The organism is Stenotrophomonas sp. YJH_SMC_6 (genome assembly GCF_059371335.1).
The window spans coordinates 31164-44427 of the sequence record NZ_JCAFUM010000013.1 but is presented as its reverse complement, the minus strand read 5'-3'; the positions used below and the strand labels follow the sequence as shown (position 1 = coordinate 44427).

The 13264-nt window shown below is 66.1% G+C and carries 14 protein-coding genes; 11 read left to right on the top strand and 3 right to left on the bottom strand.

Annotation, left to right across the window (positions count from 1 at the left end):
• The first annotated feature begins 6 nt into the window (after positions 1-6).
• The 6 genes from rbfA (at position 7) to AC5P9N_RS15540 (ending at position 6060) form a co-directional block, all read left to right on the top strand.
• The gene (gene rbfA / locus AC5P9N_RS15565) at positions 7-390 is read left to right on the top strand and encodes a 30S ribosome-binding factor RbfA (protein WP_019660575.1); all 384 of its coding nucleotides are present in this window, start codon (positions 7-9) and stop codon (positions 388-390) included.
• Between the two features lie 107 nt (positions 391-497).
• The gene (truB, locus tag AC5P9N_RS15560) at positions 498-1406 is read left to right on the top strand and encodes a tRNA pseudouridine(55) synthase TruB (protein ID WP_005410446.1); all 909 of its coding nucleotides are present in this window, start codon (positions 498-500) and stop codon (positions 1404-1406) included.
• 172 nt (positions 1407-1578) lie between these two features.
• Entirely contained in the window at positions 1579-1839 is a 261-nt protein-coding gene (gene rpsO / locus AC5P9N_RS15555) for a 30S ribosomal protein S15 (protein WP_005410445.1), read from the top strand.
• A gap of 151 nt (positions 1840-1990) precedes the next feature.
• The gene (gene pnp / locus AC5P9N_RS15550) at positions 1991-4099 is read left to right on the top strand and encodes a polyribonucleotide nucleotidyltransferase (RefSeq protein WP_005410444.1); all 2109 of its coding nucleotides are present in this window, start codon (positions 1991-1993) and stop codon (positions 4097-4099) included.
• A gap of 287 nt (positions 4100-4386) precedes the next feature.
• Positions 4387-5577, top strand: coding sequence for a glycoside hydrolase family 18 protein (locus AC5P9N_RS15545; RefSeq protein ID WP_005410443.1), 1191 nt, complete (start codon positions 4387-4389; stop codon positions 5575-5577).
• Between the two features lie 90 nt (positions 5578-5667).
• A complete protein-coding gene (locus AC5P9N_RS15540; protein ID WP_099484385.1) occupies positions 5668-6060 on the top strand; it encodes a VOC family protein in 393 nt (130 codons plus the stop codon).
• A 129-nt stretch (positions 6061-6189) separates the two neighbouring features.
• Here AC5P9N_RS15540 and AC5P9N_RS15535 read toward each other — a convergent pair whose 3' ends face one another.
• From AC5P9N_RS15535 to AC5P9N_RS15525, 3 genes are read right to left on the bottom strand one after another with little or no spacing between them, the layout of a single operon-like run.
• Positions 6190-7749: a PepSY-associated TM helix domain-containing protein gene (locus AC5P9N_RS15535; protein ID WP_099484384.1), complete on the bottom strand. Its 1560-nt coding sequence runs from the start codon at positions 7747-7749 to the stop codon at positions 6190-6192.
• A 10-nt stretch (positions 7750-7759) separates the two neighbouring features.
• Positions 7760-8023 (bottom strand): hypothetical protein, encoded by a 264-nt coding sequence (locus tag AC5P9N_RS15530; RefSeq protein WP_038645404.1) that lies wholly within the window; start codon positions 8021-8023, stop codon positions 7760-7762.
• Positions 8023-8319, bottom strand: coding sequence for a hypothetical protein (locus tag AC5P9N_RS15525; protein ID WP_099484383.1), 297 nt, complete (start codon positions 8317-8319; stop codon positions 8023-8025). Before AC5P9N_RS15525 ends, AC5P9N_RS15530 begins: the two co-directional genes overlap by 1 nt.
• Positions 8320-8748: 429 nt before the next feature.
• Between AC5P9N_RS15525 and thrS the strand changes: the two genes are divergently transcribed.
• The 5 genes from thrS to AC5P9N_RS15500 all read left to right on the top strand — a co-directional run bounded on the left by thrS (position 8749) and on the right by AC5P9N_RS15500 (position 13263).
• Positions 8749-10650 carry a threonine--tRNA ligase gene (gene thrS, locus AC5P9N_RS15520; protein WP_005410438.1) on the top strand — a complete coding sequence of 634 codons (1902 nt, stop codon included), beginning with the start codon at positions 8749-8751 and terminating at the stop codon, positions 10648-10650.
• Positions 10651-10698: 48 nt separating this feature from the next.
• Positions 10699-11241, top strand: a complete 543-nt coding sequence (infC, locus tag AC5P9N_RS15515; protein WP_005410437.1) for a translation initiation factor IF-3 — start codon at positions 10699-10701, stop codon at positions 11239-11241.
• A 265-nt stretch (positions 11242-11506) separates the two neighbouring features.
• Positions 11507-11704, top strand: a complete 198-nt coding sequence (rpmI, locus tag AC5P9N_RS15510; protein ID WP_005410436.1) for a 50S ribosomal protein L35 — start codon at positions 11507-11509, stop codon at positions 11702-11704.
• Between the two features lie 11 nt (positions 11705-11715).
• Positions 11716-12075 carry a 50S ribosomal protein L20 gene (gene rplT / locus AC5P9N_RS15505; RefSeq protein ID WP_005410435.1) on the top strand — a complete coding sequence of 120 codons (360 nt, stop codon included), beginning with the start codon at positions 11716-11718 and terminating at the stop codon, positions 12073-12075.
• A gap of 192 nt (positions 12076-12267) precedes the next feature.
• Positions 12268-13263 carry a phenylalanine--tRNA ligase subunit alpha gene (locus AC5P9N_RS15500; protein ID WP_005410434.1) on the top strand — a complete coding sequence of 332 codons (996 nt, stop codon included), beginning with the start codon at positions 12268-12270 and terminating at the stop codon, positions 13261-13263.
• The last annotated feature ends 1 nt before the right edge of the window (position 13264 follow it).

The following is a 13264-nucleotide window of genomic DNA, read 5'->3' as shown; positions in this document are numbered from 1 at the left end:
CTCCTCGTGCCCAAGACTTTCCATCGAACCGACCGTGTCTCCGCCCAGCTGCGCCGTGAACTCGGCACCCTGGTGCACAACGCCGTGCGCGAGCATGGGTTGCCCTCGGTGAGCGTGTCCGACGTGGAAATCACCCGCGACATGGCCCATGCCAAGGTGTTCGTCACCGCGCTGATGCCGGAACGTTCGGCCGAAGCCGTGGCCGGCCTGAAGGAGCTGGGCTACCGCCTGCGCATGGACCTGGCCCGCGCGATGAAGCTGCGCCACGTGCCGGAGCTGCATTTCCACTACGACGACTCGGTCGACCGTGGTGAGCACATCGACAACCTCCTGCGCGACCTGCCCGATACGCTGGCCGCGGAGAAGCGTCGCGAGAGCGACGAAGAATAACCGCGTGGCGCCGGGCATGCCCGGCGTTGTTGCATTCCGGCTGCGCGATGTCTGATGCAGACCGCGCTGCGGCAGTCGAGCATGGCTCGACTCTACAAAATTCTGCCATGACCCGAATTCAGTTCCGCCGCCTGGATGGCATCCTGCTGCTCGACAAGTCGACCGGCATGAGTTCCAACGCCGCCCTGCAGGTAGCCCGCCGCCTGTTCCGCGCAGAGAAAGGGGGGCACACCGGCAGCCTTGACCCGCTGGCCACCGGCCTGCTGCCGCTGTGCTTCGGCGAGGCAACCAAGATCGCCGGCCTGCTGCTCGGCTCGGCCAAGGCCTACGATGCCGAGATCGTGCTGGGCCAGACCACCGATACCGACGATGCCGAAGGCCAGGTGCTGCTCCAGCGCCCGGTGCCGGCCATCAGTGCCGAAGCGCTGCAGGCCGCACTGGCGGCGCTGACCGGCAACATCCGCCAGCGTGCCCCGATCTATTCGGCGCTGAAGCAGGGCGGTGAGCCGCTGTATGTGAAGGCCCGCCGCGGCGATGTCATCGAAGCGCCCGAACGCGAGGTGCAGGTACATGCCATCGAGGTGCTGGAGCAGCAGCCGGAACGGTTGCGGCTGCGCGTGACCTGCGGCTCCGGCACCTACATCCGCAGCCTGGCCCGCGACCTGGGCGAGGCGCTGGGCTGTGGTGCCCACATCAGCGCACTGCGTCGGCTCTGGGTCGAGCCGTTCCGTGAGCCGGTGATGGTCACCCTGGACCAGCTGCGGGCGATGGTCGAGGCGGGTGACGAGGCGGGCATGGACGCGCTGCTGCTGCCGCTGGCGGCCGGCCTGGCCGAGTACCCGCGGGTCGACCTGGATGCCGACCAGGCCCACCGCTTCTGCGTCGGCCAGCGCCAGCGCGATCTGTCCTGGCCGCGTGGCCTGGTGGCGGTGTTTGGTCCGGACGACGCTGTCCAGGGCCTGGGCCAGGTCGACGAAAGCGGCCTGCTGGCCCCGCAGCGTCGTTTCAACCTCTGACCGGGCCCGGGCGGTTCAGCCCCGGTCCTTGTCCCGGAAGCCCCCGACCGTTACAATTTCGCGGCCGTTTTCCGGCAGCCTGCTTGGCGCAGGTTTCATCCTCGTAGTCCACGGCGAGCCTGGCGGTGCGCGAAGCGCGTTCCTGCCGGCCACGCATCACAGAGAAAAAGAAATGTCGATCGACACCCAGAAGGTCATTGAAGACAACAAGCGCAGCTCGGCTGACACCGGCTCCCCGGAAGTCCAGGTTGCGCTGCTGACCGCCCGCATCGAACTGCTGACCGGCCACTTCAAGACCCACAAGAAGGACCACCACAGCCGCCGCGGCCTGCTGCAGATGGTCAACCGCCGTCGCAGCCTGCTCGACTACCTGAAGAAGAAGGACGTCGAGCGCTACAAGGCCCTGATCGAGAAGCTTGGCCTGCGTCGCTAAGCAACGAATCCCCCGCGGCGCAGCGATGCGCCGCGGTTTTGTTTTGTAGTACCGCAATCCCCGATTCAGGCCGGAACGATCCGGCCACCCGCTGGCGGCAAGGGTCGCCGACGGTCCAAATTCGCAGACAGCATCCCCAAGGACACCCTCCGTGGCAAAAATCACCAAAACCTTCCAGTACGGCAAGCACACCGTCACGCTTGAGACCGGCGAAGTTGCCCGTCAGGCCAGCGGCGCCGTCATCGTCAAGATGGACGACACCGTACTGCTGGTCACCGCCGTCGCCGCCAAGAGCGCGCGCGAAGGCCAGGACTTCTTCCCGCTGACCGTCGATTATCAGGAAAAGTTCTACGCCGGCGGCCGTATCCCGGGTGGTTTCTTCAAGCGTGAAGGCCGTGCGACCGAGAAGGAAACCCTGATCTCGCGTCTGATCGACCGTCCGATCCGTCCGCTGTTCCCGGAAGACTACAAGAACGAAGTGCAGATCATCGCCACGGTCATGTCGTTGAACCCGGACGTGGACGGCGACATCCCGGCCCTGATCGGTGCCTCGGCTGCCCTGGCCCTGGCCGGCACCCCGTTCATGGGTCCGATCGGCGCTGCCAAGGTCGGTTACAAGAACGGCGAGTACATCCTGAACCCGACCGTCAGCGAACTGGCTGACTCGCAGCTGGAACTGGTCGTCGCCGGTACCTCCAACGCCGTGCTGATGGTTGAATCCGAAGCCGCGCTGCTGTCCGAAGAAGTGATGCTGGGCGCCGTGACCTTCGGTCACCGCGAGATGCAGAAGGTCATCAACGCGATCAACGAGCTGACCGTCGAAGCCGGCACCAAGCCGTCGACCTGGGAAGCCCCGGCCAAGAACGACGCGCTGATCTCCGCCCTGAAGGAAGCCATCGGCCCGCGCCTGGGCGAAGCCTTCCAGGTGCGTGACAAGCTGCAGCGCCGCGACGCCATCTCGGCAATCAAGAAGGACGTGTTCGAAACCCTGGCTGGCCGCGTGGCCGCTGAAGGCTGGAACCCGGCCGAGCTGTCGAAGGAATTCGGCGAGCTGGAATACCGCACCATGCGTGACTCGGTGCTGGACACCAAGGTCCGTATCGACGGCCGTGCGCTGGACACCGTCCGCCCGATCGCCGTGAAGACCGGCGTGCTGCCGCGTACCCACGGTTCCTCGCTGTTCACCCGTGGCGAAACCCAGGCCATCGTGACCATCACCCTGGGCACCGCCCGTGACGGCCAGGTCATCGACGCCGTTGCCGGTGAGTACAAGGAAAACTTCCTGTTCCACTACAACTTCCCCCCGTTCTCGGTGGGTGAGTGCGGCCGCATGATGGGCCCGAAGCGCCGCGAAATCGGCCACGGTCGCCTGGCCAAGCGCGGCGTGCTGGCTGTCATGCCGTCGCTGGAAGCCTTCCCGTACACCATCCGCGTCGTCTCGGAAATCACCGAGTCGAACGGTTCCTCGTCGATGGCCTCGGTCTGCGGCTCGTCGCTGGCCCTGATGGACGCCGGCGTGCCGGTGAAGGCTCCGGTGGCCGGTATCGCCATGGGCCTGGTCAAGGAAGGCGAGCGCTTCGTCGTCCTGTCCGACATCCTGGGTGACGAAGATCACCTGGGCGACATGGACTTCAAGGTCGCCGGTACCGCTGAGGGCATTTCCGCCCTGCAGATGGACATCAAGATCGAAGGCATCACCGAAGAGATCATGAAGCAGGCCCTGCAGCAGGCCAAGGCTGGCCGTCTGCACATCCTGGGCGAAATGGCCCACGGCCTGACCGCTCCGCGTGAAGAGCTGTCGGACTACGCGCCGCGCCTGCTGACCATCAAGATCCACCCGGACAAGATCCGCGAAGTGATCGGCAAGGGTGGTTCGACCATCCAGGCCATCACCAAGGAAACCGGCACCCAGATCGACATCCAGGACGACGGCACCATCGTCATCGCTTCGGTCAACGCCATCGCTGCGCAGGCCGCCAAGGCCCGCATCGAGCAGATCACCTCGGACGTCGAACCGGGCCGCATCTATGAAGGCAAGGTCGCCAAGATCATGGACTTCGGTGCGTTCGTCACCATCCTGCCGGGCAAGGACGGTCTGGTCCACGTGTCGCAGATCTCCAGCGATCGCGTCGAGAAGGTCGGCGACGTGCTGAAGGAAGGCGATGTGGTCAAGGTCAAGGTGCTGGAAGTCGACAAGCAGGGCCGTATCCGCCTGTCGATGAAGGCCGTGGAAGAAGGCGACGCCGCCAGCGCCGAGTAATCGACCTCCGGTCGATTACGGTAGGTGTCAACCTTGGTTGACACGCTTCTGGAATCGCTGAATTGAAAAAGCGGGCTTCGGCCCGCTTTTTCTTTGCCTCGCTGTTATGAAGAACCGCGCATCCAGGTCGTTGCATGTCCTGCTGCAGTGCATGAGAGGCGCTACGCAGCCATCGTTCTGTCGCGGTTGCGCGGATCGCACCTGTCCACTGGACGACATGCCGCGACAACCATCCCGCAGCCCCATCCGTTTGCTAACGTGGCTGCGCCTTCGAACCGGGAGATCCCATGTTCCGCCAGACCGTGGCCGTCCTTGCCGTGCTGATTGCCGGCGCCCTGCCCATTGCCTTGCATGCCGCGCCCGCACAGCCGCCGATCTTCGGTGCCTACTACCCCGGCGGCTCGGCCGCGCGCTACCCGGTGTCGAGCATTCCGGCCGAGCGCCTCACCCACCTGTTCTACGCGTTCTCCACCATCGAGGACGGCCGCTGCACGGTCGGCGCCGAAGCGCCGAAGAATTTTGCTGCGCTGGCCGAGCTGAAGAAGGCGCACCCGCATCTGCGCACGCTGATCTCAATTGGTGGATGGGGCGCAGGTGGATTCTCCGATGCAGCGCTGACCGAGGCCAGCCGCAAGCGCCTGGTCGACTCGTGCATGGCGCTGTTCTTCGACCGCCATGCCGGCAGCTTCGATGGCGTGGACATCGACTGGGAGTTCCCGGTCAGTGGCGGACCGAAGGAGCTGGCGCACCGCCCGCAGGATCGCGCCAACCTGACCCGGCTCGCGCAGGCGTTCCGCGTGGCACTCGACGCGCACGGGCGCAAGGAGCGACAGCCGATGCTGCTGACCGCCGCGCTGGCCGCCGGTCGCCTGCAGACCGATGGCCCCTACGATCCAGCAGCGAGCTACGACCTGCCGGCGTTGGCCAAGGTGTTCGATTTCATCAACCTGATGAGCTACGACATGGGCACCGGTTTCTCGGCGGTGTCGACCTTCAACGCGCCGCTGCATGAAGTGCCGGCCGATCCGCTGGCCCCGGAGCTGCGGCGCTGGAACAACGTGGCCGGCGCGGTGCAGTACTACCGCGAGCACGGCGTGCCGGCCGAGAAGCTGGTGCTGGGCGTACCGTTCTACGGGCGCGGCTTCAAGGTCACCGGCGATGCAGCGGATGGTCTGTACCAGTCCTACAGTGCGCCGGCCGATGCCGGCGACTGGCGGGTGATCAAGGCGCGCTATCTCGATCAGCCGGGTTGGACGAAACACTGGCAGCCGCAGGCGCAGAGCCCGTGGCTGTACAACGCCGGGCAGAAGATCTTCATCAGCTATGAAGACCCGCGCTCGATCGGCCTGCGTGCGCAGTTCGCCCGCGAGCAGGGCCTGGCCGGGGTGTTCATGTGGGAGCTGACCGGCGACGACGAACAGGCCAGCCTGCTCAACGCCATGCTGGGCCCGTGGCAGAAGGCGCGCATCGGCGATTGAGCTGCATCAGGCGATGCCCGGCGCAATGCCGCAACGCCATTGGCCCAACCCCGCACAGCATGGCCACGCCCGCAGCGTTACGCTGCGGGCATGATCCATCTTGAACGCTTGGACCACCTGGTCCTCACCGTCGCCGACATCGACCGCAGCTGTGATTTCTACCAGCGCGTGCTCGGCATGCAGGTCGTGCGCTTCGGCGCGGGTCGTACCGCGCTGCAGTTCGGCCAGCAGAAGATCAATCTGCATGCGGCCAGTGCCCCGCTGCAGCCGCATGCGCTGCGGCCCACGCCGGGCAGTGCCGACCTGTGCCTGGTCACGCGCATGGCGACCGTCGATGTGCTGGCCCACCTGCAGGCGCAGTCCGTTGCAGTGGAGGAGGGGCCGGTTGCGCGCACCGGTGCGCTGGGGCCGATCGAATCGGTGTATTTCCGCGACCCGGATGGCAACCTGATCGAAGTGAGTCGTTACCCCGGCGAGGCATGATCCTGCTTGGGTAGCGTCGAGCTTGCTCGACGGTGCTTGGCGCGAAATCAACAGCTGTCGAGCAAGCTCGACGCTACAGGGGGCGTTGCGCGCAATGGCAGGTAGCGCCGGGGCATGCCCGGCGAAGGTTCAGTTGGCCCAGACGCTGTTGGGATCGCCGTTGCGGGCGCGGCGCTGGCTGGCCACTGCCAGGCGGGCAAAGCCGAAGGCCATGGCCAGCGCGATGGCGTCGACCCAGAACAGCGGCCAGTGGCCACGCGCGGCGGCGCGCCACAGCCAGTCACCATTGAGTGCGCCGTGCAGCACCGGTACCAGCGCGGTACTGATCGCCGCCGCCCACAGCAACTCGCGTGCGGCCTGCGCCGGGCGTCGCAGCGCGGCCCACAGCGCACAGGCCGCCCAACTGCCGAAGCAGGCCCAGCGGATGCCGCGATCGACCGCCGTCGGCGCCAGCCGCTCCAGCACCAGCGCGGTGACGAACGCGACCGAGATCGCCACGCACAGGCCGATGCACACGCCGACCGTCGCCCGCGCCATGTTCACCCCGGCGCGCGGCTGCTGCGGCTGGCGACGCTTGCGCCGCGACTCGATCCACAGCAGGTTGCCCGAATAGAACAGGAACGCACCGCCAAGGCCGAGCAGGAAGTACAGCCAGACCACCACGCCGTTGCCGAATTCGCCGAAGTGCAGCGCGTAGGCGGCGCTGAGCGTGGCGTGGTTGGCGTCGCGCTGGCCCGGCAGCTGCGAGGCCAGAACGTCGCCGGTGGCCACGTCCAGCGCCACCGCGCCAAGCGGGCCGAGCGTACCGGTGGATTCGCCGGTGATCTCGATGGTGGCATTGGCATCGCCGGCATTGGCCAGCTTCAGGTAGGCCGGCTCGAAGTTGGCCACGCCCTGTGCGCGGGCGACTTCAAGCGCGCGCGCATGCAGCACGCGCAGGCTGCCCGGCGGTGCCGGAATGCCGCTGGCATCGCGCACGGGCGCGGTGTCCATCGCCGTCGGCACCGCCTGCAGCGCCTTGCCGTCGTAGATCAACGGGTTGAGCAGGGCCATCTGCACGAACACCAGGCAGAGCAGGGCACCGGTCACCGCGAACATCAGGTGGAAAGGCAGGCTGAGCACGCCGATCACGTTGTGCGCGTCCTGCCACAGCTGCTTCAGGTTGCGGCCCGGACGCAGCGCGAACAGGTCGCCGAGCAGCTTCGGCAGATGGATCACCAGGCCGCTGAGCAGTGCCATGCCGTACAGCAGGCTGACAATGCCCATCACGTAGATCCCGGCTACGGGCAGGCCGAGGCTGTAATGGAGCTCGTTGACCAGTTCGGCCAGTCCGGTCTGCGGTGGTGTGGGGTTGCCGGCGATCTGGCCGGGCCAGGCATAGCGCCAGCTGCCGTCATCGGCCTGCCAGTACGCAAGCGGCTGCGGGTGTTCGGCGCCGGGGAAGGTCATGCCGACGTGGCGGCGTGCCTCCGGATGCGCAGCCAGCACGTCTTCCAGCAGGTACTGCGCATCGTCCAGCCCGGCGGGCAGTGCGGTGGCGGCTCCCGGGGTCTGCCACAGTGGCAGGTCGTGATGGAACAGGGTCAGCGCACCTGCGTAGAAGGCCACGAACAGGCCGAAGCCGGCCACCAGGCCGACCCAGGTATGCAGGGTGGTGAACGTGCGCAGGGTCTGCGAACTGAACTTCATGGGAGAGGTCTCATTGCACCGCGCCGGTCAGGCGCAGCAGCCCGAGCATGGCGAAGCCGGCGGCGGCGCTGCCACCCAGCACCAGCCAGGCGCGCAGCGCGCTGCGGAAACTGAACGCCCACAGGGCGGCCAGCATCCACAGCGGGATGAAAGCGATCAGGGTCGGCACCAGCGCCCGCTGCCAGGGGCCGGGCGGTACCCATGCCAGCAGGCCGGTCGCGGCCGCGGCCAGGAAGAAGCCGGCCACGGTGCCAGCGAAGGCGCGCGGCCACATCAGGGCGACTCCGTGCCGGGACGGTGCCAGGCGGCCAGCGCCGGCAACAGCATCGCGGCCAGCATCCAGGTGCACAACATCGCCATCAGGCCGGCGGCAAAGCCGAGCTCGGCCATCCACAGCCACAGCGCGGCGGCAGCGGCGACCAGGCCGATCTGGCGGCCCAGGCGGCCGGCGCGGCGCAGGCGCGGCCAGCGGCAATGCGGCGAAGCGGCATAGAAGGCCAGCGCCGAGAACATCGCTGCCAGCATGCCCAGGCTGCAGAAGCCGAGCGTGGAAAGGCCGACGGTGATCATTGCGGGCGGCCGGCGCGGCAGCGGGCCGGCGAACGCGGGGCACGGGCGGGGCCGGCGGAAGCCGGTCGGAGCGGGTGGCGCATCACGGGGTCCTGGGGGAAAGCGGGCAGGCTGGCACGGAGCGGCCTGCGCCGACATGGTAATCATTGCAATTTCACGCCGCCAGCGAGGCACATTCAGCCGACCGTACGGTAGCCCTTGGGCTTTCCTGTGCGCTGGTTTAAGATCATCGTAGAACCCTGACTGGAACAAGGTGGCCCGCGTCCAGCGCCGGCCGAGCGTGCGACATGAGCACTACCACCGCCCACTGTTGACCTGCCCCCGAAGGCCCTGTGTTCCAGGCGCCCTCGCGGCGCTTTTTTATTGCCCGGGCGCCGCCCCGGGAACGCTTTCCAGCCCGCCCAGCGGGCCCCGCACGAAGCCACTGCGATGATCAACATTACTCTTCCCGACGGCAGCCGCCGCGAATTTGAAAACCCCGTCAGCGTCATGGAGGTCGCCCAGTCGATTGGCGCCGGCCTGGCCAAGGCCACCATCGCCGGTGCCGTGGATGGCGTGCTGGTCGATGCCAGCGACGTCATCGACCACGATGCCAGCCTGCGCATCATCACCGCCAAGGACGAGGAGGGCGTGGAGATCATCCGCCACTCCTGCGCCCACCTGGTCGGCCACGCCGTCAAGCAGCTCTACCCGGACGTGAAGATGGTGATCGGCCCGGTGATCGCCGAAGGCTTCTATTACGACATCTACTCCGAGCGCCCGTTCACCCCGGACGACATGGCCGCGATCGAGAAGCGCATGGGCGAGCTGATCGCCCAGGACTACGACGTCATCAAGAAGATGACCCCGCGCGCCGAAGTGATCGAGATCTTCAAGGCCCGTGGCGAGGACTACAAGCTGCGCCTGATCGAGGACATGTCCGACGACATCCAGGCGATGGGCATGTACTACCACCAGGAATACGTGGACATGTGCCGTGGCCCGCACGTGCCGAACACGCGCTTCCTGAAGGCCTTCAAGCTGACCCGCATCTCCGGCGCCTACTGGCGCGGCGACGCGCAGAACGAGCAGCTGCAGCGCATCTACGGCACCGCCTGGGCCGACAAGAAGCAGCTCGAGGCGTACATCAAGCGCATCGAAGAAGCTGAAATGCGCGACCACCGCCGCATCGGCAAGCAGCAGGACCTGTTCCACCTGCAGGAAGAAGCACCGGGCCTGGTGTTCTGGCACCCGAAGGGCTGGGCGCTGTGGCAGGTGGTCGAGCAGTACATGCGCAAGGTCTACCGCAACAGCGGCTATGGCGAAGTGCGCTGCCCGCAGATCCTGGACGTGAGCCTGTGGAAGAAGTCCGGTCACTGGGACAACTACCAGGACAACATGTTCTTCACCGAATCGGAGAAGCGCACGTACGCGGTCAAGCCGATGAACTGCCCGGGCCACATCCAGGTGTTCAACCAGGGCCTGCACAGCTACCGCGACCTGCCGATCCGCTATGGTGAGTTCGGTTCCTGCCATCGCAACGAGCCGTCCGGCGCGCTGCACGGCATCCTGCGCGTGCGTGGCTTCACCCAGGACGACGGCCACGTGTTCTGCACGGAAAACCAGATCGAGTCGGAAGTGACGGCCTTCCACCAGCAGGCGCTGGCGGTCTACCAGCACTTCGGTTTCGACGAGATCCAGATCAAGATCGCACTGCGCCCGGAATCGCGCCTGGGTGACGACGCCACCTGGGACAAGGCCGAAGGCGCGCTGCGCTCGGCGCTGACCGCCTGTGGCGTGGAATGGCAGGAGCTGCCGGGCGAGGGCGCCTTCTACGGCCCGAAGATCGAGTACCACCTGAAGGATGCCATCGGCCGTACTTGGCAGCTGGGCACCATGCAGGTGGACTTCATGATGCCGGGCCGCCTGGGCGCCGAGTACGTGGACGAGAACAGCCAGAAGAAGCACCCGGTCATGCTGCACCGCGCCATCGTCGGCTCGATGGAGCGCTTCCTGGGCATCCTGATCGAGCACCATGCCGGCCAGTTCCCGGCCTGGCTGGCGCCGACCCAGGTGGTGGTGGCCAACATCACCGACGCCCAGGCCGACTACGTCTCGGGCGTGACCAAAACCCTTGCGGAGCAAGGCTTCCGCGTCAGCTCGGATTTGCGTAACGAGAAGATCGGCTATAAAATCCGCGAGCATACGTTGCAGCGCGTGCCCTACCTGCTGGTCATCGGTGACCGCGAGAAGGAAAATGGGGCTGTGGCGGTGCGTACGCGTTCTGGCGAAGACCTGGGCAGCATGAGCCTGCAGGCCTTCATCGAGCGGCTCCACGCCGAGGGCGCGTAAGCAAAGGTCCGGTCCGGGCGCACAGGCACCCGGACCGGTTCGATACCCTTGGGAGAACGTAATATCAGCACCCCTGACAACAAACAGAACCGCAAGAATCAGGAAATCCGTGTGCCGCGCGTCCGCGTGATCGGCAGTGACGGAGAAATGATCGGCGTGTTGTCGCGCGACGAAGCGCTGTCCATGGCCGAAGATGAAGGCCTGGACCTGGTCGAGATCCAGCCGCAGGCCGATCCGCCGGTCTGCAAGATCATGGACTTCGGCAAGTTCAAGTTCGAAGCGCAGAAGAAGGCCAGCGAGGCCAAGAAGAAGACCAAGCAGGTCGAGATCAAGGAAGTGAAGTTCCGTCCGGTCACGGACGAGGGCGACTACCAGATCAAGCTGCGCAAGATGCGCGGGTTCCTCGAAGATGGTGACAAGATCAAGGTCAACATCCGTTTCCGTGGCCGTGAAATGAGCCACCAGGAACTGGGCCGCGAAATGGCCAACCGGATCGAGACCGATCTGGGCGAGGACATCGTCATTGAATCCCGTCCGCGCCTGGAAGGGCGTCAGATGGTCATGATGATCGCGCCGAAGAAGAAGACCTGAGGCCTGACGGGCCGCCTTCCGGGGCGCCTGGCTGAAGGGTTCAGGGTAAGGGGACGCCGCTGGCGTCCCTTTGCTTTTGCAGGACGCCGGTGAATCGCCGGTAAAGGGTTGCAGGGGCTGGTGGCAGGGCGGTTTTGCCTGTATCATGCCCGGCTCGACCCACCCAGGACGGGTCGTACGCCGATCATGGCAGGACGGAAAGAGCGGCCCAGGCCGCCGCCAGATCAGTCAGAAACCAGGGTCATATCCCATCAAGGACATTGCAATGCCCAAGATCAAGACCAACCGGGCAGCGGCCAAGCGTTTCCGCAAGACCGCCTCGGGCAAGTACAAGTGCGGCCACGCCAACCGTAGCCACATCCTCACGAAGAAAGCGACCAAGCGTAAGCGTAATCTGCGTCAGACGGGCCATGTCCGTGCAGAAGACGCAGGCCGTCTGGACCGCATGCTCCCTTACCTCTGAGGAACTGAAAAATGGCACGAGTTAAGCGTGGCGTACAGGCGCGTCGCCGCCACAAGAAAATCCTGGATCTCGCCAAGGGCTATTACAACGCCCGCCGCAAGGTCTTCCGCGTCGCCAAGCAGGCGGTCATCAAGGCACAGCAGTACGCCTACATCGGCCGTAAGCAGAAGAAGCGCAACTTCCGTTCGCTGTGGATCACCCGTATCAATGCGGCTGCCCGCATCAACGGCCTGAGCTACAGCCGCTTCATGAACGGTCTGCTGAAGGCCGGCATCACCCTGGATCGCAAGGTCCTGGCTGACATCGCCGTGCACGACGCAGCCGGTTTTGCTGCGCTGGCCGAAAAGGCCAAGGGCGCGCTGGCGGCATAAGTCCTTCCCGATGCCGTAACCGTTCACTCGGACGGTGTCAGGTCAAGGCAATGCATGGGGAAGGGCGCAAGTCCTTCCCCATTCTTTTTTGGGTCCCGGCGAGGCCACGACGGCAGCGCGGGGACGGCGGTGGCGACAGGGGTCGGCCCTTCGCGCATCGCGATGGCAGATCGACTGGAGTTCCAGCCCCCCATGAGCGACATCCAATCCCTCACCACCCAGGCGCTGGCCGATGTGGCCGCCGCACAGAGCCCCGACGTGCTGGAGCAGCTGCGCGTGGCCCTGCTTGGCAAGAGCGGCAGCATCACCTCGCAGCTCAAGCAGCTCGGTGCCCTGCCGGCCGACGAGCGCAAGGCCGCCGGTGAAGCGATCAACCAGGCCCGCGACGTGCTGACCCGCGCGCTGGGCGAGCGCAAGGCGCTGCTGGAAGACGCGGCACTGGATGCGCGCCTGGCCGCCGAAGCCATCGACATCACCCTGCCGGGCCGGAATGGCGACCGTGCCGGCCTGCACCCGATCACCCGCACCCTGGAGCGCATCACCGGCATCTTCGGCCGGCTGGGCTACGAGCTGTCGGAAGGGCCGGAGATCGAGGACGACTGGCACAACTTCGAGGCGCTGAACTTCCCGCCGCACCACCCGGCGCGCGCCATGCATGACACCTTCTACTTCGGCGACGGCCGCCTGCTGCGTACGCATACCTCCGGTGTGCAGGTGCGCTACATGGGCGACCACGCGCCGCCGCTGCGCATGATCGCCGCCGGCAAGGTGTACCGCAGCGACAGCGACCAGACCCACTCGCCGATGTTCCACCAGGTGGAAGGCCTGCTGGTCGACGAGCATTCGACCTTCGCCGACCTGAAGGGCACGCTGGCCGAGTTCGTGCGCGCGTTCTTCGAGCGCGACTTCGAGATGCGCTTCCGCCCCAGCTACTTCCCGTTCGTTGAACCGGGCGCGGAAGTGGACATCGCCTGGCAGCAGCCCGATGGCAGCACCCGCTGGCTGGAAGTGCTCGGCTGCGGCATGGTCCATCCGAACGTGCTGCGCAATGTCGGCATCGATCCGGAGCGCTACACCGGCTTCGCCTTCGGCATGGGCGTGGAGCGTTTCGCGATGCTGCGCTACGGCGTCAACGACCTGCGCGCGTTCTTCGAGAACGATGTGCGGTTCCTGAAGCAGTTCGCGTAAG